This window comes from Acidobacteriota bacterium (genome assembly GCA_016716715.1).
Lineage (GTDB): Bacteria > Acidobacteriota > Thermoanaerobaculia > UBA5066 > UBA5066 > Fen-183.
Genome location: JADJVE010000005.1, coordinates 167254 through 186706, shown reverse-complemented (window position 1 = coordinate 186706; position 19453 = coordinate 167254). Strand labels below are relative to the sequence as shown.

Annotated in this window: 19 protein-coding genes and 1 pseudogene; 3 read left to right on the top strand and 17 right to left on the bottom strand. The window is 68.6% G+C overall.

Annotated elements, in window-relative coordinates; translation table 11 throughout:
• Positions 1-10: 10 nt before the first annotated feature.
• The 10 genes and pseudogenes from IPL89_10050 to hflX form a co-directional block, all read right to left on the bottom strand.
• Complete coding sequence (locus tag IPL89_10050; GenBank protein ID MBK9063521.1) at positions 11-445, bottom strand: 6-carboxytetrahydropterin synthase; 435 nt, start codon at positions 443-445, stop codon at positions 11-13.
• Positions 446-455: 10 nt separating this feature from the next.
• A complete protein-coding gene (locus IPL89_10045) occupies positions 456-1790 on the bottom strand; it encodes a GTPase (protein MBK9063520.1) in 1335 nt (444 codons plus the stop codon).
• Between the two features lie 76 nt (positions 1791-1866).
• On the bottom strand, positions 1867-2421 hold the full coding sequence (locus tag IPL89_10040) for an FKBP-type peptidyl-prolyl cis-trans isomerase (GenBank protein MBK9063519.1): 555 nt from the start codon (positions 2419-2421) through the stop codon (positions 1867-1869).
• The gene (gene fbp / locus IPL89_10035; protein ID MBK9063518.1) at positions 2418-3446 is read right to left on the bottom strand and encodes a class 1 fructose-bisphosphatase; all 1029 of its coding nucleotides are present in this window, start codon (positions 3444-3446) and stop codon (positions 2418-2420) included. The genes IPL89_10040 and fbp overlap by 4 nt, the downstream gene beginning before the upstream one ends.
• A 47-nt stretch (positions 3447-3493) precedes the next feature.
• Complete coding sequence (locus IPL89_10030) at positions 3494-3817, bottom strand: 6-phosphogluconolactonase (protein ID MBK9063517.1); 324 nt, start codon at positions 3815-3817, stop codon at positions 3494-3496.
• Between the two features lie 70 nt (positions 3818-3887).
• A pseudogene (locus IPL89_10025) lies at positions 3888-4364 on the bottom strand (6-phosphogluconolactonase).
• Positions 4253-5755, bottom strand: a complete 1503-nt coding sequence (gene zwf, locus IPL89_10020; protein MBK9063516.1) for a glucose-6-phosphate dehydrogenase — start codon at positions 5753-5755, stop codon at positions 4253-4255. Before zwf ends, IPL89_10025 begins: the two are co-directional and overlap by 112 nt.
• 7 nt (positions 5756-5762) lie before the next feature.
• Positions 5763-7619, bottom strand: coding sequence for a transketolase (locus IPL89_10015; protein MBK9063515.1), 1857 nt, complete (start codon positions 7617-7619; stop codon positions 5763-5765).
• A gap of 84 nt (positions 7620-7703) precedes the next feature.
• Entirely contained in the window at positions 7704-8846 is a 1143-nt protein-coding gene (gene tal / locus IPL89_10010) for a transaldolase (GenBank protein ID MBK9063514.1), read from the bottom strand.
• Positions 8847-8873: 27 nt separating this feature from the next.
• On the bottom strand, positions 8874-10031 hold the full coding sequence (gene hflX / locus IPL89_10005; protein ID MBK9063513.1) for a GTPase HflX: 1158 nt from the start codon (positions 10029-10031) through the stop codon (positions 8874-8876).
• A 27-nt stretch (positions 10032-10058) separates the two neighbouring features.
• Here hflX and IPL89_10000 point away from each other — a divergent pair, with 27 nt between their 5' ends.
• Genes IPL89_10000 through IPL89_09990 form a run of 3 tightly spaced genes read left to right on the top strand, consistent with a single transcriptional unit; the run spans position 10059 to position 11538 of the window.
• A complete protein-coding gene (locus IPL89_10000; GenBank protein ID MBK9063512.1) occupies positions 10059-10550 on the top strand; it encodes a DUF2400 family protein in 492 nt (163 codons plus the stop codon).
• Positions 10547-10954 carry a DUF2400 family protein gene (locus IPL89_09995; protein ID MBK9063511.1) on the top strand — a complete coding sequence of 136 codons (408 nt, stop codon included), beginning with the start codon at positions 10547-10549 and terminating at the stop codon, positions 10952-10954. The genes IPL89_10000 and IPL89_09995 overlap by 4 nt, the downstream gene beginning before the upstream one ends.
• Positions 10951-11538: a TlpA family protein disulfide reductase gene (locus IPL89_09990; protein MBK9063510.1), complete on the top strand. Its 588-nt coding sequence runs from the start codon at positions 10951-10953 to the stop codon at positions 11536-11538. Before IPL89_09995 ends, IPL89_09990 begins: the two co-directional genes overlap by 4 nt.
• Here IPL89_09990 and IPL89_09985 read toward each other — a convergent pair.
• The 7 genes from IPL89_09985 to IPL89_09955 form a co-directional block, all read right to left on the bottom strand.
• Positions 11535-12299 (bottom strand): carboxypeptidase regulatory-like domain-containing protein, encoded by a 765-nt coding sequence (locus tag IPL89_09985; protein MBK9063509.1) that lies wholly within the window; start codon positions 12297-12299, stop codon positions 11535-11537. The genes IPL89_09990 and IPL89_09985 overlap by 4 nt on opposite strands.
• A gap of 13 nt (positions 12300-12312) precedes the next feature.
• Entirely contained in the window at positions 12313-15393 is a 3081-nt protein-coding gene (locus tag IPL89_09980) for a c-type cytochrome (GenBank protein MBK9063508.1), read from the bottom strand.
• A 1-nt stretch (position 15394) separates the two neighbouring features.
• Positions 15395-16213: a cytochrome C gene (locus tag IPL89_09975; GenBank protein MBK9063507.1), complete on the bottom strand. Its 819-nt coding sequence runs from the start codon at positions 16211-16213 to the stop codon at positions 15395-15397.
• 262 nt (positions 16214-16475) lie between these two features.
• On the bottom strand, positions 16476-17270 hold the full coding sequence (locus IPL89_09970; GenBank protein ID MBK9063506.1) for a cytochrome b N-terminal domain-containing protein: 795 nt from the start codon (positions 17268-17270) through the stop codon (positions 16476-16478).
• 74 nt (positions 17271-17344) lie between these two features.
• Positions 17345-17896 carry a ubiquinol-cytochrome c reductase iron-sulfur subunit gene (locus IPL89_09965; protein MBK9063505.1) on the bottom strand — a complete coding sequence of 184 codons (552 nt, stop codon included), beginning with the start codon at positions 17894-17896 and terminating at the stop codon, positions 17345-17347.
• Between the two features lie 51 nt (positions 17897-17947).
• Positions 17948-18664 (bottom strand): HEAT repeat domain-containing protein, encoded by a 717-nt coding sequence (locus tag IPL89_09960; protein MBK9063504.1) that lies wholly within the window; start codon positions 18662-18664, stop codon positions 17948-17950.
• 199 nt (positions 18665-18863) lie between these two features.
• Complete coding sequence (locus IPL89_09955) at positions 18864-19313, bottom strand: 4Fe-4S binding protein (protein MBK9063503.1); 450 nt, start codon at positions 19311-19313, stop codon at positions 18864-18866.
• Positions 19314-19453: the final 140 nt, after the last annotated feature.

Here is a 19453-nt window from a genome sequence, read left to right as displayed (position 1 = left end):
ATACCCCTTTCTAAGAAATCCCCCGGTCTCCTTCCACCAGCTCGACCGAGAAGTTCGGCGTCACCGTGAGGCGCAGGGTGTGCAAGCGGCAGGGCCAGCCTTCCTTCGCGATGCGAGCCTCGACGCGGTCCCAGATCCACCGGGCGAGGTTCTCGGCGGTCGGGACCGTACTGGCGAACTCGGGAATCTCCGCGTTCAGGTTCCGGTGGTCGAGCGGCCGGTCGACCTCCTCCTTGAGGATCCGGTCGAGGTCCGTGAGATTCACGAGCATCCCGGTCGCGGCGTCGGCCTCGCCCGCGACGGACACGTCCAGCGCGTAGTTGTGTCCGTAGCCCGCCGCGTTCGCCGAGTCGCCGTACGTCGCGCGGTTCCACTCTTCGCTCTTCCCGGGGTTGAAGAGCCGGTGGGCCGCGTTGAAGTGAATCGTCCGCGAGAGAAGGACCATCGCCCCGGAACTATACGGCGTGGACGGGGATCACCTTCGCGATCTCCTCGGCCAGCCGGCCGCGGACGACCTCCTCGAGCTCGTACCGCACGCGGACCGTGGGTTTCGCGAGCCTGACGACGCGCGTGAGGTCGATCGGCGTCCCGACGACGACGACGTCGCACGGGGTGGCGGCGATCGTCTGGGCGAGGTCCGCAATCTGGCTCTCGCCGTAACCCATCGCAGGCAGGATTCCCGCCGCATTCGGGTACTTGCGGTACGTCGCCTCGAGCGACCCCACGGCGTAGGGCATCGGGTCGACGATGCGGGCCGCGCCCGCCTTCTTCGCCGCCACGAGGCCGGCGCCGAAGCTCATGCCGCCGTGCGTGAGCGTGGGCCCGTCCTCGACGACCAGGACGCGCTTGCCGCGGACGAGCTCGGGGTGGTCGCAGACCACCGGCGAGTTCGCGCGGAGAACGCGCGCCTTCGGGTTCAGCTTCGCGGCCGCCATCTCGACGGCGTGGATGTTGCCCTCGTCGGCCGTGTCGCACTTGTTCACGAGAATGACGTCCGCCCGCCTGAAGTTCGCCTCGCCCGGGTGGTAAGCCGTCTCGTGCCCCGGCCGATGCGGGTCCGCGATGCAGATGTGGAGGTCCGGGACGTAGAACGGCAGGTCGTTGTTGCCGCCGTCCCAGAGGATCACGTCGGCCTCGGTCTCGGCCCGCCGCAGGATCCTCTCGTAATCGACGCCCGCGTAGACCACGAAGTCGTTGTCCAGGTGGGGCTCGTATTCCTCGCGCTCCTCGATCGTGCACTTCTCCTTGTCGAGGTCGGCGTACGTCGCGAAGCGCTGGCAGGCCTGGGCCGCGAGGTCACCGTAGGGCATCGGGTGGCGCACCGCGACGGTCCTCAGGCCGAGCTCCTTGAGAATGCGCGAGAGATAGCGCGTCGTCTGGCTCTTACCGGCGCCGGTCCTGACGGCCGTGACGGCGATGACGGGCACTTTCGACTTGAGCATCGTCCGGTCCGCGCCGAGGAGCAGGAAGTCCGCTCCGGCGGCGATGACGCGCGACGCGATGTGCATGACCTGCGTGTGCGCGACGTCCGAGTAGGAGAAGACGCAGAGGTCGACCTTCTCCCTCCGGATCACGTCCTCGAGGGAATCCTCGGGCACGATCGGGATGCCGTCGGGATAGAGCGCGCCCGCGAGGGCGGCCGGATACCGGCGGGAGTCGATCCCCGGGATCTGCGTCGCCGTGAAGGCGACGACCTGATGGCCCGGCTTGTCGCGGAAGACGGTGTTGAAGTCGTGAAAGTCGCGGCCGGCGGCGCCCAGGATGACGACACGCCTCACGGGGCTCTGCATGAAGACCCTCCGCGGGAGGACACCCCCGCACCCTGAATTTAGGGGCTGGACCCGCGGAAGGCCTGATTCCGGTGCTCTATTTCAATCCCAGGAGTTCCACGTCGAAAACGAGCGTCGCGTTCGCGGGGATGACCCCGCCGGCGCCGCGCGAGCCGTAGCCGAGGTTCGCCGGGATGAGAAGCGTGCGCTTGCCGCCCACCTTCATCGTCATGACGCCCTCGTCCCAGCCCTTGATGACCATGCCGACGCCGATCTGGAACTCGAACGGCTGGCCGCGGTCGACCGAGCTGTCGAACTTCTTGCCCTTGGCCTCGTTCTCCCAGAGCCAGCCCGTGTAGTGCATGACGCACTTCTGGCCCGGCTTGGGCGAGGCGCCGGTGCCGACGACGGTGTCTTCGTACTGGAGGCCGGACGGTGTCTTGATCATCTTGGACGCTTTCTCCTCGTTCTTCGGCGCCGTAGCGGCGGGCGAGGCTGCTTTTTCTTCGGGTGGAAGAGAGAACGACGACGACGCGGTGAGGAAGGTCACGGCGCACACCGCCGCTGCGTTTCTGAACGAGAGTCTCACGCGATCCCCTTTCAAAAGAAAATCCGAATCCGAATCCCCTGGCCTTTGCTCTTTCTTCTTCATCCGCGCGCCGCGACCGCCTTCGGCTCCCTCACGAAGGCGTCCACGCGCGCGACGTCGTCCCTGGAGCCGAGGTAGATCGGCGTGCGCTCGTGGTTCCGGGTCGGCGTGATCTCGAGAATGCGGCGGCGCCCGTCGCTGGCCGCGCCGCCCGCGGCCTCCGCCACGAGCGCGAGGGGCGCGGCCTCGTACATGAGCCGGATCTTTCCCTGCGGGCTCTTCGCCGTGGCCGGGTAGAGGTAAATCCCTCCCTTGAGGATGATCCGGTGGAAGTCGGCGACGAGGGCGCCCGAGTAGCGCGTCGAGTACGGCCGGCCCGAGGCCTCGTCCTTCTCACGCGCCCACTCCTCGACGAAGCGGCGCGGGCCCTCCTCCCAGTCGCGGATGCCGCCCTCGTTCGCGCCGTAGTACGGCCCGTGGTCCGGGATGCGGATCTCGGGGTGGGACAGGAGGAACTCGCCGACGCCGGGGTCCAGCGTGAAGCCATGGACCGTGCGCCCTTCCGTGTAGACGAGCACCGTCGAGGGGCCGTAGAGGAAATAGCCCGCGACGACCTGCTCCTGCGAGATGCGGGCCATGAGCTCGGCCTCGGACTTCACCTCGCCGCGCCCGGCAAGCCTGCGCACCGAGAAGATCGAGCCGACACTGCCGTTCACGTCGAGGTTCGACGAACCGTCGAGCGGATCGAGGAAGACGATGTACTTGCCGGATTCGAGGTTCTCCGGGAGGTGGGCCGGCAGGTCCATCTCCTCGGTCACGATCGTCGGGACGAGCTGTCCGTACGCGAACGCCTCGAGGAAGACCTCGTTCGCGAGGGCGTCGAGCTTCTGCTGCTTCTCCCCCTGGACGTTGACGTCTCCGGAGGAGCCGAGGACCTCCGTGAGTCCCGCCGACGAGAGGATCCGGCTGATGCGCTTGCCGGCGAACGCGAGCTGGGAGAGGAGGTCGGAAAGCTCGCCGGTCGCGGCCGGGTAGTGGCGCTCCGTCTCCCACAGGAAGCGGTTCAGTCTCGTCCCGACCGTCGCCATGCGCGAAGATTACGCGCCCGCACTGCCGAGATCGAGCGGAAAACCCGTCAGGAGGGCCCCGCCTCGCCCGTCAGCGCGGCAGCGTCCGAGAGGAACACGAGCGTCCCGTCCCGCGGCGCGACGCGGGAGGCCGGCAGCGCCGGATCGCCGTTCAGGACGCGCCGGAGCGCCGCGTTCTTGTCCGCGCCGGTCACGAGGAATGCGACGTGCCGCGCGGCGTTGATGAGCGGCAGCGTGAACGTGACGCGCGCGGGCGGCGGCTTCGGCGCGCCGTCCACGCGGACGACGAGGCGCGCCGTCTCCTCGACGGCCGGGTGGCCCGGGAAGAGCGACGCCGTGTGCCCGTCCGGACCCATTCCGAGCAGGATCAAATCGAACCGCGGGATCTCGGAGAAAGAGAAGAGGAAAATTCTTTGAGTGGAAGAGGGAGAGAGGAGGGACCCCGAGCAGATCCTTTTCGTAGCGCTCCGCGGCATCCGGCTCGGTCGCTGCGACGCGGTGGATGTTCTTAGAAGGTATTGGAACTCTTCGCAGGAGCGCATTCATCGCCCCCTCGTCATTCCGGTCGGTGCTGCCCTCCGGAACGCACCTCTCGTCGCTCCAGAAGACGTGAGTCTTTCCCCAATCCACCTTCGAAGAAATCAGCGGTGCGGCCAGAATCCGGTAGCTCGACAAGGGAGTCGTCCCTCCTGCGAGGGAGCAGAAAAAAATTCCTCTTTCCGCGACCGCCTTCGCCGCGAGCGTCACGAAGAGGAACACGGCGGCGTCGGCGACGTCGTCGGCGGTCGCGAACGGGCGGACGTCGCTCACGGGCGGCGCCAGCGTCTCCCGTCCCGCGCGAGTAGGGCGACGGCGGCGTCGGGGCCCCAGGTGCCCGCCTCGTAGTTCGGGTGGTCCAGCGGCGGGTTCTCGCGCCACGCGTCGAGGAGCGGCGTCACGCGCTCCCACGCGGCCTCGACCTCGTCGCGCCGCGCGAAGAGCGTCGAGTCGCCGTGCATCGCGTCCATGAGGAGACGTTCGTACGCCTCGGGCTGCGACGCGCCGAAGAACTCCGAGTACCGGAAGTCCATCGTGACCGGGTCCACCTTCATCGTCGGGCCCGGCTCCTTCGCGCCGAACTTCAGCGCGATGCCCTCGTCGGGCTGGATCCTGAGGATGAGCGCGTTCGGCTCCTGCCTCACGACACCCACCTGCCGGAAGAGCGAGATCGGGGGCGTCTTGAACTGGATCGCGATCTCCGTGACGCGCTTGGTGAGCCGCTTGCCCGCGCGGAGGTAGAACGGGACGCCCGCCCACCGCCAGTTCTCGACCTGCACCTTCCACGCCGCGTACGTGTCGCGGAGCGACATCGGGTTGACGTCCTTCTCCGAGCGGTAGCCGACGACGGGCTGCCCGTCGATCGCGCCGGCGCCGTACTGACCGCGCACGGTGTCGCGGATGATCTCCTCCGGCGTCTGCGGCTGGATGCACTTCAGGACCTTGACCTTCTCGTCGCGCACGGCGTTCGGGTCGAAGGCCACGGGCGGCTCCATCGCGACGAGGCAAAGGAGCTGGAGCATGTGGTTCTGCACGATGTCGCGCAGGACGCCCGACTCCTCGTAGAACCGGCCGCGATTCTCGACGCCGATGGACTCGGCGACCGTGATCTGGACGTGATCGACGTACCGGCGATTCCAGAGCGGCTCGAAGATTCCGTTGCCGAGGCGGAAGACGAGGATGTTCTGCGTCGTCTCCTTGCCGAGGTAGTGGTCGATGCGGAAGATCTGGCGCTCGCGGAAGACGTGCGACAGCTCCTCGTTGAGGGCGCGCGCCGTCGCGAGGTCGCGGCCGAAAGGCTTCTCGACGATGACGCGCGACCAGGGGCCATGGTCGACCGGGTAGACGAACTGCGCCTCCCCGAGGTTCTTCACGACCGTGCCAATCATCGACGGCGGGATCGCGAGATAGAAGATGCGGTTGCCCGGCGTCCCGCGCTCCTTCTCGAGCGTCTCGAGGCGCGTCTTGAGGTCCGCGAAGCTCTTGCCGCTGTTCAGGTCGCCGCGAAAAAAGAAGAGGCGGGACTCGAAGGTCTTCCACTTCGCGTCGTCCACCGGCTTGACGCGCGCGAACTCGGCCACGGCCTGCTTCATCTCCGCGCGCCAGGTTTCGTCGGACTCCCCCGTGCGGGCGTAGCCCACGATGCAGGTCCCGGCCGGGAGCTGCCCCTGGGCGTCCAGCTCGAAGAGCGCGGGGACGAGTTTCCGCTTCGCGAGGTCGCCCGAGCCTCCGAAGATGACGATCGTCGCGGGCTCGGGAGGCGCGGCGCTCACGGCTTCTTCACCTTTTCCCGGCGAGGGCCGCCTTCACGGCCGCCGCGATGCCGGCCCCGTCGAGGCCCATGAGCCGGTAGAGGTCCTTCGCGGGGCCGGAGGAGGCGTAGCCCGTGACGCCGAGCTTCACGACGCGCGCCGGGAGGCCGAGGTCGTTGAAGCGCGCCTGCAGAAGCGTCCCGAGACCCGTCTTCGGGTTGTGGTCCTCGACCGAGACGACGAGGCCGTGCCGCGCCATGAAGGCGAGGTCCTCGTCCGCGAGGTCGCTCCATGCGCACACCGAGACGAGGTCGGCGCGCACGCCCTCCTTCGCGAGGGCGTTCCACGCGTCGAGCGCGTGCGGGAGCATGTTGCCCGCCGAGACGAGCGCGAGCGGGCCGTCGCCCGACCGGAGGCGGTCCGCGCGCGCCGGGTCGAACGCGTAGTCGCCGGCAAAGAACGGCGCCCCGTCCTCCTTCAGCGCGAAGGGGATCTTCGAGCGGCCCATGACGAGGGCGTGGTTGCCGCGGTGCGTCGCCATCCAGCGGACGACGCGGTCCGTCTGGTTCGGGTCGGCCGGCGTGAAGACCTTCCAGCCGAACGTCGAGTTCAGGAGGCCGAAGTAGTCGATCGAGTGGTGCGTCTTCCCGTCCTCGCCGACGTCGATGCCCGCGTGCGTGACGGCGAGCTTCGCGTTCGCGCCGTTGATGTCGTTCAGGCGCTGCTGGTTGTAGGCCTCCGCGACGCCGAACATCGCGAACTCGCCCCACCAGGACTGCACCCCGGCGAGGGAGAGCGCACCGTTCAGAACCGCCGCGTGGTGCTCGGCGATCCCGCACTGGAAGAACGCGGAGGGGACCTTCGCCTCGACGGTCTCCGTCTTCGTCGACACGGAGAGGTCGCAGTCGATCGCGGCGAACGGCGTCCCCGCAGCGGCCGCGGCCGCCGCGAGGTCGGCGAGCGCGTTTCCGAACGCGCTCCGGTTGTCGGTCTGCTTGTCGAGCGGGTACGTGCGCGGCGACCCGCCGGACGCGAGGACGACGGATTCCTCCGGACGGTGCGGGAGGGACTTCCTCCAGTCGGGCGCGGGCTTCTTCCGCTCCTCGACCCATCGGTCGAGGTCGTTCTCGACGCCGAGGATCGCGAGCGCCTCGCGGCACTTGTCGGCCGGCAGCGTCGCGCCGTGCCACTTGAAGCCGTCCCTCTCCATGAAGGGGACGCCCTTCGACATGACCGTGTGCGCCGCGACGAGCGTGGGCTTCTCCGCGCGAAGGGCCGCGCGGATCGCGCGGTAGAGGGCGCGCACGTCGTGCCCGTCCACCTCGATCACGGCCCAGCCGTCGGCCTCCCAGTCCGCGACGATGTCCTGCTTGAGGATCGCGTCGTTCGACCCGGAGAGCTGCTCGCGGTTCCAGTCGAGAACTCCCACGAGGTTCGTCAACGCGTACTTGACCGCGAAGCGGCGCGCCTCGGCGAGCTGGCCCTTCTGCTGCTCGCCGTCGCCCATCGTGCAGAAGACCTTCGAGCCGTCGCCCTTCATCTTCGCCGCCAGCGCAAACCCGGCGGCCGCCGACAGGCCCTGCCCGAGGTTGCCCGTGCCCCACTCGATCCCCGGCACGTCGCGCTCGACGTGCCCCTCGAACGGCGACCCGGGGCGCCGGAACCCGACGAGCGGGAGGGCGCGATCGAACCAGCCGAGGTGGGCGAGCGCCGCGTACGCGGCCGGCGAGGTGTGGCCGTGGCTGACGACGACACGGTCGCGCTTCGGGTCGAACGGGTTTTTCGGGTCGCAGTTCGCGAACCCCCAGAGGATCAGCTCGAAGTCGATCGACGACATCGAGCCGCCCGGGTGGCCGGAGGCCGCGAGCGTCGTCATCCGCAGGATGTCGCCGCGCGCCGCGGCGCCGAGCGCCGCAAGTTTCGCCGACCTGCGCGTCCGTGAGCTCGGGCGCTTCGAAGGTGCCGAGAATCAAACCTTCACCCCCGCGGCCGCGGCCTGGCGCCGCTGCTCGATCGTCCCGAGGAGCTGGTCGTACGACTTCTCGAAGAGGACGACGCCGTCCTTCTGCAGCTCCTCGCCGACGGCCTCGACGTCGATGCCGATCGCCTTGAGGTCGTCGAGGACCTTCCGGCTCTCGGCCACGTGCTCGAGCACCGTGTCGGACGGGGTTTTGCTGCCGTGGTCGAGGAGGGCCTCGAGCGTCTTCTCGGGCATCGTGTTCACCGTGTCGTTGCCGACGAGGTTCTCGACGTAGAGAAGGTCGGAGTACGCCGGGTTTTTCGTGCCGGTGGAGGCCCAGAGCGGCCGCTGCAGGCGCGCGCCCTTTCCGCGGAGCGCCGGGAACGGCTCGGCGCCGAAGATCGCGCGGAAGTCCTCGTAGACGACCTTGCAGTTCGCGAGGCCGGCCTTGCCACGCAGACCGAGGAGGCGGTCCTTCTCGGCTCCGGAGGCCGCCGCGGCCTTCTCGTCGAGGCGCTTGTCGATCAAGGTGTCCACGCGCGACACGAAGAACGATGCCACGGAGTGGACGCGCGAGAGGTCTCCGCCCTTCGCGGCGAGGTCCTCGAGGCCGCCGAGGTACGCGAGCGCCACGTCCCGGTAGTGCTTGCGGTTGAACATGAGCGTCACGTTCACCGAGACGCCCTCGCCGATGAGCCGGCGGATCGCCGGGACGCCCTCGGGCGTCGCGGGGACCTTGATGAAGACGTTCGGGCGGCCGAGGGCCGACGCGAGGCGCCTGGCCTCGGCGACCGTCTTCTCCGTGTCGCGCGCGAGCGAGGGCAGCACCTCGAGCGAGATCCAGCCGTCCACCGGGTTGCGGTCGTGGATCGCGCGGAAAGCGTCGGCGCCCTCGGCGATGTCCTGCTGCGTGAGCGCGTCGTAGATCGCGAAGGCGTCCTTGCCCTCGCGCGCGAGGCGCTCGATCCCCGCGTTGTAGTCGCCCTCGTTCTTCTCGATGGCCTGCCCGAAGATCGTCGGGTTGGAGGTGACGCCGTAGATCGTCCCGGTGTCGATGAGGGATTTCAGCCGGCCGGTCCGGATCATCTTGTTCGAGATGCTGTCCAGCCACACGGCCTGGCCGCGGCGGCGGTACGCGTTCGGTGCGCTCATGGGCTCTCCCTCACCTCTCGGATCGTATTACGACGCGGACTCGCTCTCGTGGACCCCGTAGACGTGGAGACGCGCCCCGAGCGCGGACAGGCGCGCGACGATCGCCTCGCGCAGCTCGGGCAGTCCCGCGCCGCTCGCGGCCGAGATCCGGAGCCCGTCGGCGTCGAGCGCCTCGGGCGACGGACGGTCCGTCTTGTTGTAGGCCAGGAGGACGCGGCGCTTCTCGACGCCCAGCTCCTCGAGGACCTGCTCGGCGACGGCCTTCTGCTCGGACGCGGCGGGCGAGGACGCGTCCACGACGTGAACGAGGAGGTCCGCGTCGCGCACCTCGGCGAGCGTGGACTTGAACGACGCCACGAGATCGTGCGGGAGCTTGCGGAGGAAGCCGACCGTGTCCGCGAGAACGATCGCGCGGCCGCCGACGCCGTGCAGGCGCGCGTGCCGCGGGTCGAGCGTCGCGAAGAGCCGGTCCTCGGCGAATTCCTTCGAGGAGGTCAGGCGGTTGAAGAGCGTCGTCTTCCCCGCGTTCGTGTACCCGACGAGGGAGACCGTCGCGACGCGCTTCATGCCCTTGCGCCGAACGTCGCGCTGCGTCTCGATCTTCCCGAGCTCTTCCTTGAGCTTCGCGATGCGCATGCGCAGGCGCCGGCGGTCGAGCTCGATCTTCCGCTCGCCCGCGCCGCCGCGGAACGCGCCGCCGCCGCGCTGCTGCGCGAGCCCCTGCGACTTGCCCGCGAGGCGCGGGAGCTGGTACTGCAGGCTCGCGAGCTCGACCTGCGTCATGGCCTCGCGCGAGCGGGCGCGCGCCGCGAAGATCCGGAGGATCACGCCCGCGCGGTCGAGAACGTTCGTCGGGAGCGCCTTCTCGAGGTTGCGCGACTGTGTCGGAGTGAGCTCGTCGTCGAAGATCGTCCAGCCGGCGCTCTGCGCCCGCGCGACCTCCGCGAGCTCCTCGACCTTGCCGGAGCCCACGTACGTCGCCGGATCCGGCGAGCGCCGTTCCTGGAGGGCGCGCGCGATGACGACGCCGCCCGCGGTGTCCACGAGGCGCTCGAGCTCGTCGAGGTGGTCCTCGGCGAGAGAGCGCGGCACCTCGCGCCCGTAGACCCCCACGAGGATCGTCCGGTTCGAGTCGGGCTTTTCGGGCGGAGGGGGAGCGTCCTTGGGGGCGCGGGGCGGGCTCACGTGGGAGGGATGCTAGCGTAAGCGCCGATGGCCTCCCGGCGTGCCGGCCCCCGTGACCTCCCCCTCCTCGGCGAGCGCCTCGAGGCGCTCCGGCGCGACTGGTCCTCCCGGCGGCTGGACTCCGACCCCCTCGCGTTCGCGCACCGCTTCGCGGACGCGGGCGACCGCGAGGTCGTCGCGTTCCTGGCGGCGTCGCTGGCGTTCGGGCGCGTGGCGTCGATTCGCACGTCGGTCGAGAAGATCCTGACGGCCATGGGGCCAACACCGGCAGAGTTCCTCGAGAGATGGGACGAGCGCCCGCTCGGCGCCCTGCGCGCCTTCCGGCACCGCTGGGTCTCGGGAGAGGACGTTGAAGATTTTCTTAGAATGGTGAAGAGGGCGCGGCGCGCGCACGGCTCCCTCGGCGCGCTGTTCGCACAGGGCGACGCCGGCGGGGAAGATTTCGTCGCCTCCCTTTCTTCCTTTCATAGAAATCTTCTCTCTTTCTCTCTTCCTCTCCCGCACCTTCCCGCGGTCTGAAGTTCCTGCTGCCCGTGCCGGAAGGCGGCTCCGCCTGCAAGCGTTCGCATCTTTTCCTCCGCTGGATGGTCCGGACGGAGGGGTTCGACCTCGGCCTCTGGGCGGGCGGGCGCTTCACGCCCGCCCGCCTTCTGCTGCCGATGGACACGCACGTCCACCGCATCGCGACTTACCTCGGCCTCACGCGCCGCCCGGCTGCCGACCTCGCGGCCTCGCGCGAGGCGACGGGCTGGCTCAAGTTCCTCAACCCGGAAGACCCCGTCGCCTACGACTGGGCGCTCTCGCGCCTCGGCATCCTCGCCGAGTGCGTCACCGAGCGCACGCGCCGCCACTGCGAGCGCTGCGCCGTGAGGCCCGTCTGCCGCGCGTCCCTCATCCCTTCCCAAGGAGCCGTCGCCGCATGAACGATTTCCTCGACCGCAAGAAGGCCATCGGCCTCGGCATCGCCGCCCTCGTCTCCGGCGCCCTCGCGTTCTACGCCAAGGACGCGCTCCGCCCGCCCGAGGTCCGCGTCCCGGCGGCGGCGGCGCCCGCGAAGAAGGCCGGGCTGCCCGCCGGGCCGCTCGTCGTGAGAAACCGCCAGGGCGCGGCCCGCGACCTCGCCGTGAAGTCCGGCCGCGGCCTCATCCTCCACTTCTGGGCCACGTGGTGCGCGCCCTGCCGCGAGGAGATGCCCGCGCTCGTGAAGTTCGTCAAGGAGACGAAGGGCGACCCGAACGTCGAATTCCTCGCGGTGTCCGTCGACGAGGACTGGAAGGTCGTCGACACATGGCTCAAGGAGCGCGGCATCGCGGACCTCCCGCTCGCGCTCGACCCGAAGGGCGACACGGCGCATCGGGCCGGGACGGACAAGTTTCCCGAGACCTGGTTCGTCGCGCCGTCGGGCGAGATCGTCCACCACATCGCGGGCGCGGCGGACTGGAACGACCCGAGGCTCCGCGAGCTCGCGGCCGAGTTCAGCCGCGCGGCCGGCGCCCCGAAGTCCTAATCCGCCAGGGAAAGGGTGACGTCGGCCCTCGCGACGCCGTTCGCGGGCACGACGACGGACTGGACCTTCTCCCCGAGCAGCTCGTGCCACGCGTGGAGGCGGTACGTGCCGGGCGCGACGCCCGGGAACGCGAAGCGGCCTTCCTTGTCGGTGACGGCCGCGAACGGCGAGTCCGCGACGAAGACCCACGCGTTCATCCACGCGTGGACGTCGCACTTCACCCGGACGACGCCGGCCGTTGTGAATCGCTCGGCGAAGCTCTGGCCTTTGATCGGGATCGCCTTGTTGAAGAGCGCGTCGCCCTTCACGGTCGTGGCGTGGACGTTGTGGAGGACCGGGTCGGAGTTCAGGACCGTGACGGGGACGTTCCTGCTCACGACCTGCGCGTAGGGCTCGAACGCGCAGCCCTTCTGGTCGATCCGGAACGGGCCTTTCGGAAGCTCGCCGCCCTTCGCGCCCTCGAGCCACACGAAGGCGTTCCCGAGCTCCTTGCCCTTGCCGAGGACGAGCGCGGGCGACGGCCGGTCGGCCCTGCCGCAGATCGCGACGTCGGAAATCACCGGCCGCGCGGCGAGCTTCGGGACGGGGCCGGACAGCCTCACGGTGCCGAAGACCCCGTCGCGCGCCTCCAGCTTCGTGCTCGTCGTTCCGGCGCTGGAAGATTTCTTTGAAGGTGAAGAGGGGGATGCGCCGCGGCCCGCATTACCTTCTAAGAAGAAAACCACCGCGCCGGCGAGCACGAACGCGTGCACGAATCGCACGGGTCTTCCCTCTTCAGTGCGACGCGACCTGCGTCGGCGCGTTCCCGAGCGACCAGATGTGGTCGCGCAGCGCCTTCGTGACGCGTTCCGGGTCGCCGAGGTAGGCCTTCGCCTCCGCCTCCGACCCCCAGATCGCGACGAGGTCCTTCTTCAGGCCCGCGAATGCGGGCGTGTCGAGCGCGGGCGCGAGCGGCGAGATGCGCTTGTCCGACTTGTCGTCCACCTTCGGGAAGTTCGTCGGCATCCGCGTGCCCGGCATCCACTCGTCGGGCCGCTTGATCCAGTCCGCGATCCAGTCGTAGCGCAGCCGCGTGTGCGCCGCCGCGAGGATCGGCGCGAGGTCGGCGGGCGTCTTGCCCTCCTTGAGGGCCTGGGCGAACGCGTCCTGCGACGTCGGGTGGCACTGCGCGCACTTGAGCGACGCGAACGTCGCCGCGCCGGCGGCCCGCGACCGCGGGTCGACCGTCTCGACGCGCCCGTCGAACGGGTAACGCGCCTTGTCCTGCGCGGCGAAGTAGGCCGTGAGCGCGTTGATCTGGTCGGTCGAGAAGCCGAACGTCGGCATCCGGACCTTGAGCCACGGCCGGATCTGGCCCGTCCGCGGCCCGTGCAGGAACGCGAACAGCCACTCGCTCTGCACCTTCGCGCCCTCGCCGCGGATGATGGGCGGCGCCATCGCGAGGTCGATCTTGCTCGCGGTCATCGCCTCCCGGATCGCGCCGCCCTTGTCCTCGAGGACGTGGCAGCCCTGGCAGTTGTAGTCCTTCACGATGCGCCGCCCGGCCTCGACCGCGCCGCGCGGCCCGGTCGCGCGGGCGGTGAGCGCGTCGGACATGTCGTCCTTCTGCATCCCGAGGACGGTCGACTGGACGGCCTCGATCTCGGCGGGCGAGAGCGAGAACTGCGGCATCTTGAGCTTTTCCTGGAAGTTCTTGACCTTCTCGCGGTCGTAGCTCCGGGGCTGGCCCACCTTCTGGGCGAGCCAGTCGGCCCGCGTGTGCGGGACGCGCACGAACCCGAAGTCGAGGAGGTGGACCGGCTTGTTTCCCCACTCGGAGAGCTCGACGCCGATCGGCTTGGCCTTCTCGAAGCCGGGGATGTTGTGGCAGGCGTAGCAGCCGTAGTGGGCGATGATTTTCTCGCCCACGAAGAGATCCTTGTCACGCGCCGACATCTTCGCGAGGTCGGCCTTCGCGTCCACGACCGAGCGCGTCTGCATGAGGTATTCGGAGACGAGGGCGTCGCGCTCGGCCGGGTCGGCCTTCGGCGCGTGAGAGGCCTTGAACTCCGGCTGCGACGGCCGGGACCAGAGATACGCGACGAGGTCCGCGATCTCGTCGTCGGCGAGCCGCAGGTTCGGCATCCGCGTCTCGGGGTTGTAGGCCTTCGGGTCCTTCAGCCACGCGGCGATCCAGCCCGGCGTCGTCTTCTCTGAGAGGCCGATCAGGTTCGGGCCGTGCTGTCGCCAGCCGTCCATCACCCGCCGCTCGGCGCCGGGCTCGGAGACGTGGCAGCCCTGGCAGCCGACGTTCTCGAAGAGGACCTTGCCCCGCGCCGCGTCGCCCTTCGCGGGCGCGGGATACGCGGCCTTCCCGGATTTCTCGAACAGGTAGGCCGTCACGCCCGCGACCATCGTGTCCGTGAGCTTGTGGCCGGACGGCGTGTCGAAGTTCTCGAGGTAGAAGAACCGCGGCATTTTCGTGTTGCTGCGGAAGGCGCGCGGGTTCACGAGCCAGCGGCCCGTCCACTCCGGCGTCGTCTTGGCCGCGACGCGCGCGAGATTCGGTCCGGGCTTCGGCAGGTCCTCGATGCCCTTCATCTTGTGGCAGCTCCAGCAGCCGAGCGCCTCGATCAGCTTGCGGCCCTGGTCGAGCTTCGCGGCCTTCGGATGGCCCGCGTCCTGTTTGTGGCAGCGGAAGCACCCCGCCTCGACGGCCTTCATCGGGTACATCGGGAGGTCGTTGTACTTGTCGACCTCCCAGTCGTACGCCTTCATCCAGCGGCCGGTCTGCGTCTCCTCCATCAGCTCGCGGAGCGCGTCGTCGTCGACGGGCATCCCCTTCTCGTCCCGGCCCGCGTGCCGCTCCTCCTCGAGCTTCTCGTAGGCCGCGTAGTCGTTCGGCATGTGGCCCGCGCGCGTGAAGTCCGTCGCGCGGTCGCGCCCGCCGTGGCAGGAGGTGCACCCGAACGTCGCGTACGGGTGGGGAGAGTTCGAGTCCACGAAGAGGTCGAGGCGCGGGTGCGTCCTGAGGACGGACTCGGGGTACTTCTGCTTGTCCTCGAAGCCCCGCTTCTCGGCCGCGATGTGGCACGTCACGCAGCGGTCGACGCGCTGGCTCCTCAGGAAGTTCACGTCGTTCGAGAGGCCGTCGAGCTGGACCTGCTGGATCTTGAGCGACGGCGCGAGCATGTCGGCGATCGGCGCGTTGCGGACGAAATAGAACGCGTCGTCCTGCCGGAGCGTCTTGAGCTTCGCCCGGTAGCGGTCGTATTCCTCGTCGATCTTCGCGAGAGCCTCCTCGGCGTCTCTCTTCGTCTTCTGGAGCTCCGCGAGCGCGGCCCTCGTCCCGTCCCAGGCTTTCTGCGCGGCCTGTTCGCGGCCGCGGCTCTCGTCGTAGGCGGCCCTGAGGCGCTCGTAGGCCGCCTTCGCCTTCGTCGTCGCCGCGGACTTCGGGTCTTCCTTCTGGCGCGTCTCGTACACGTAGCGCGCCGTGTCCATCTCGGCCTTCTTGAAGCGGAAGTCCTGGTCGGCGTCGTACCAGGCGCCCTCGGCCTTCCGGTCCTTCTCCTCGGCCTCGGCGACCGCCGCGCGGTTGCGGCGCAGCTCGCGCGCGCCTTCGCGCTTCTGGTCGAGGGTCTTCTGCTCGAGGTCCGGGTCGATCTTCCCGGCGGCGGCGCGCAGCGCCTCGCGCGTCTTCTTCCGGTCGTTCTCGACGAACTTCTTCTGCCAGCTCTTCCAGTCGCGCCCGTAGTCCTGCCACGTCATCCACGCGAACGCCGGCAGGGCGAGGATCGACACGATCGCGAAGACCTTCGTCAGCTTCGCGATGTCGTAATGGTGGTCGATCGGTTCGGGCGGCGGAGCTTTGGCCATCTCAGATGTTGAAAGAAAATTCCTGGATGTTGACGATGTACTTGAGGTTGAAGATCCACCGCAGGTACATCTTGATCGGCACCGCGAGCATGATGAGGAACAGGTTCACGCCCACGAGGTACCGGACGGTTCCCATTTTCTCGTAGAAGCGGCGGAAGAGCGTCTTCGAGAGCAGCCCGGGCAGGGCGCCCATGTAGAAGAGGACGAGGACGATGCCGGGCAGCTCGCGCTTGAGCCAGAACGTCGGGAGCGCCGTGCCCAGCCACTTGACCCAGAAGATCTCCGAGACGCTCACGTTGTTCAGCGGCTCGAGCTTGTTCGGGTCCCAGGTCTCGTAGGGGCCGAAGAAGTTCCAGTTCGGGCCGCGCAGGAACGTCCCGAGGATGATCAGGACCACCCACAGGATGATGAACCCGAAGCAGAACATCAGGATCTCCCACTTCCGCTCGCGGAAGGAGAAGTAGCCGTTGCCGCGCGGGTTCGTGTCGATGTACGGGATCGCCATGAGGCCCACGATGATGAGCGTCGGGAGGACGACGCCCGCCATCCACGGGTCGAAGTAGACGAGCAGCTCCTGCAGGCCGAGGAAATACCACGGCGCCTTCGCGGGGTTCGGCGCCGCGCCGGGATTCGCGGGCTCCTCGAGCGGCGCCTTGAGGACGATCGACCAGACCGTCATGACGATCGAGCAGACGATGAGGGCGATGAGCTCGACGTAGACGAGGTCCGGCCAGGTGAAGACCTTCTTGTCGCTGTCTTCCTTCTCGAGCGGCGGAAGGCCCTTCTCGAGGCGGGCGTCGTTGAGGTGCGCCTGGTACATCGCGTACCAGAAGAAGAACCCGACGAGAAAGAGCATCCCGAGGATCGGGACGTTGTCGGGCATGCTCGCGACGATGCGGAAGTTCGGGTCGGTGAAGCTGAACGCGAAGCCGCCGACCAGCGTCGCGAAGAGGAGGAGGCCGCCGCGCTTCGTCCAGAGCGGCTTGTAGAACATGGCCGCAACGAGGCCCACCATCGACAGCGTCACCGCGATGGCGGGCGACGCGAGCCAGTTGATGGCGTTCTTGATCGCGTTCATCGCTCTACAGCGGCCCCGAGATCCCGCCGTCTTTCCTCACGCGCCAGAAGTGGACCGCCATGAGGAACGCCGCGATGAGCGGAATGAAGACGCAGTGGAGGACGTAGAAGCGCAGCAGCGCGTTCGCGCCGACGATGCGGCCGCCGAGGAGGCCGAAGCGCGCGTCGCTGCCGGCCGTCACGAGGTTGACACCGTTGACCTGGATCTGAGCCGCGAACGGCCCTTCGTAGCCCGCGAGGGGCGTGGCGCGCGCCATGTTCGAGCCGACCGTGATCGCCCAGATCGCGAGCTGGTCCCACGGGAGGAGGTAGCCCGTGAAGGAGAGGAGGAGCGTGAGGACGAGGAGGACGACGCCCACGTTCCAGTTGAACTCCCGCGGCGGCTTGTAGGAGCCCGTCATGAAGACGCGGAACATGTGGATCCACACCGCGATGACCATCGCGTGCGCGCCCCAGCGGTGCATCTCGCGCATGACGCCGAACGGCACCTGCTCGCGCAGGTCGAGCATGTCGCCGTAGGCGTACTCGATCGTGGGCCGGTAATAGAACATGAGGAGGAGGCCCGTGAACGTGAGGACGAGGAAGAGGAAGAACGTCATCCCGCCCGCGCACCACGTGTAGCGCATCTTGACGCCCGACTTCCGGGTCTTGACGGGATGCAGGTGAAGGACGACGTTCCCGAGCACCGCGAGGACGCGCTTGCGGTTCGTGTTCGGAATGCCCACCCGGAAGATGGACTTCCAGACCTGGGTCTCGACGACCGACCGCTGGAGCTTCCGCCAGTGCTTCTCGAGGCTCATCGAAGCAACCCCGCTGCCGCCCGCGACTTCCCTCTATTCCATTCAGAAGAAATTCTTCTCTTCATCTTCTCTTTCTACGTCGTCTTGATGAAGGCCGCGGGGTCGGTCCACTGGCCCTTCTCGTAGAGGAACTTCCGGGCCTTGTCGATGAAGATCTGGCCGTCGTCCGGCGAGATCGAGATCGCGGCGCGCTCGAGCGGCCGCGGCGTCGGGCCTTCGAAGTTGATGCCCGAGCGGTAGTACCCGGAGCCGTGGCACGGGCACTTGAACTTGTTCTGGGCCTGGAGCCAGTTCGGAATGCACCCGAGGTGCGTGCAGACCGTGATGAGCGCGTAAACCATGTCCGCGTTCCGCACGATCCAGACCTGGTACTTTTCCTTCCAGCGCTCGTCCACCTCGCCCGCCTGGTAGTCGGAGGGGTACCCCGCCTTGAAGGACGACGGCGGCTCGAAGAGGACGTTCGGGAAGAGGAAGCGCGCCGTCAACGTCAGGAGAGCCCCGACGCCGGCCGCGAACGCGAGCCACGCGACCGCCAGCCACGAGAGAAAGCCCCGCCGCGACGGCAACGGAGCCTCAGTCGCTGCGGCGACGGATGGAGCGGTTCCCGTGGTGACCGTGTCCGCCATGCCCTCCTCTTTCGGAAACGACCGTGAAAGTCTCAAAAATAACGGGCGGCGTCAAGATTTGCCGCGAACCGCGTTACCGCCGGGGGACTCCAGGATCTTGCGGGCCTCCCGCCGGACCCTCAGCGACGGGTCCGCGTCCACCATGCGCTTTCCGAGCGACTGCGCGTCGGGGTCCTTCAGGAGCGCGAGGCCGCGCAGTCCGTTGAGGAGCGCATCCTCCTGCTGCTCGGCCGACAGGCCGGGCGTGGCGCGCAGCGCGGCGCGGTCGCACATCCCGACGAGGACGTCCTTTCCGGAGGCGTCGTCGAGCGTCGCGAGCGCGAGGGCCGCGTTCCAGCGCACGTCCGTGACGGGGTCGCCGAGGAGGCGCTTCAGCGCGGGCACGGCGTCGCCGTCCTCCATGCGCCCGGCCGCGAACGCGGCCGTCTTCCTCACACCGGGGTCCTCGGAGTCGAGGAGCGGCCGCACCTTCGGGGCCGACTTCGGGTCGCCGACGAGCGCGAGCGCCCAGAGCGCGTAGAGGCGGGTTTCGGCGTCCTTGTCGTCGAGCGCTCTCTCGAGGAGCGGCACCGACTTCGGGTCGCCGAGTCGGCCGAGGACGAGCGTGAGATAGCGGCGCACCCGCGGGTCGTCGGCCCCGGCGCCCTCGAACGCCTTCATCGCGGCGGCCGAGAACGCGGCCTTCTCGGCCGGGTCCGTCAGGGCGGGGAGCTTCTTCGTGAGCTCGAACGCGGCCTGCCAGCGCTGGTTGCGGCCGCCCGTGCGCACGTCCGAGAGGAGCTCGACGGGCGTCTTGTGGTCGACGGCGAGCGAGCCGAAGAGCCAGAAGACGAAGACGGCGACGCCGACGACGAACGCGGGAATCAGGAAGAACTGGACGAGCAGCCGCCCCGCGGGGGTCGCGGATGGGGAAGTGTTCCCCTCCCCCTCTTCACCTTCTAAAGAAATCTTCTCTTCTCTTCTTTCTTCAGAGCACGGGCAGGTATTGCTTGGCCTGCGTGATCGGGTTCGGAACGTAGATGGCGTCCTTGTCGCACACGGTCTCGCACAGGCGGCAGGAGACGCACGGCGCCGCGTCCACCTCGGCCACCTTGTAGTGGAGGTTCGGCGCGAGCGGATCGGCCACGAGGTGGATGCAGTCGAACGGGCAGATGTCGATGCAGAACTCGCAGGCCGTGCACAGGTCGCGGTCCACGATCGCCTTCGGGATGTCCTTCGGCTTGACCTTCTGGACGATCTCGCCGTGCTGGTCCTGGATGCACGACACGGGGCAGTAGACCGCGCAGACCGAGCAGTCGATGCAGCGGTTCTGGTGGATCACGAACTTCTCGTTCTTGCCGCCCGTGATCGTGTGCGTCGGGCACTTGATCTCGCAGACCCCGCAGCCGATACACGTGTCGTGGATGAAATGAGGCATGTCCCGTCCCGGGGACACCGTAGCATCCGGGCCGGGGCGCTCGCAAGACGCCGTCTCAACGGCGCCCGGGGCCGGGGAGGCGGAAAATGGCCCCGGGCTCCGAACTTTCCGGCCCGAGGGCTCGTTACACCCTTCAGGAA

Bases quoted from the DNA above. Each gene is read 5' to 3' on its own strand.
- IPL89_10045 (MBK9063520.1), bottom strand. From the start codon at position 1,790: ATGCAGAGCCCCGTGAGGCGTGTCGTCATCCTGGGCGCCGCCGGCCGC.
- fbp (MBK9063518.1), bottom strand. From the start codon at position 3,446: ATGGCGACGGTCGGGACGAGACTGAACCGCTTCCTGTGGGAGACGGAG.
- IPL89_09975 (MBK9063507.1), bottom strand. From the start codon at position 16,213: ATGTACCAGGCGCACCTCAACGACGCCCGCCTCGAGAAGGGCCTTCCG.
- tal (MBK9063514.1), bottom strand. From the start codon at position 8,846: ATGAGCGCACCGAACGCGTACCGCCGCCGCGGCCAGGCCGTGTGGCTG.
- IPL89_09970 (MBK9063506.1), bottom strand. From the start codon at position 17,270: ATGAGCCTCGAGAAGCACTGGCGGAAGCTCCAGCGGTCGGTCGTCGAG.
- IPL89_10000 (MBK9063512.1), top strand. From the start codon at position 10,059: ATGGCCTCCCGGCGTGCCGGCCCCCGTGACCTCCCCCTCCTCGGCGAG.
- IPL89_10050 (MBK9063521.1), bottom strand. From the start codon at position 445: ATGGTCCTTCTCTCGCGGACGATTCACTTCAACGCGGCCCACCGGCTC.
- IPL89_09980 (MBK9063508.1), bottom strand. From the start codon at position 15,393: ATGGCCAAAGCTCCGCCGCCCGAACCGATCGACCACCATTACGACATC.
- IPL89_09990 (MBK9063510.1), top strand. From the start codon at position 10,951: ATGAACGATTTCCTCGACCGCAAGAAGGCCATCGGCCTCGGCATCGCC.
- IPL89_09965 (MBK9063505.1), bottom strand. From the start codon at position 17,896: ATGGCGGACACGGTCACCACGGGAACCGCTCCATCCGTCGCCGCAGCG.
- IPL89_09955 (MBK9063503.1), bottom strand. From the start codon at position 19,313: ATGCCTCATTTCATCCACGACACGTGTATCGGCTGCGGGGTCTGCGAG.
- IPL89_10040 (MBK9063519.1), bottom strand. From the start codon at position 2,421: ATGAAGAAGAAAGAGCAAAGGCCAGGGGATTCGGATTCGGATTTTCTT.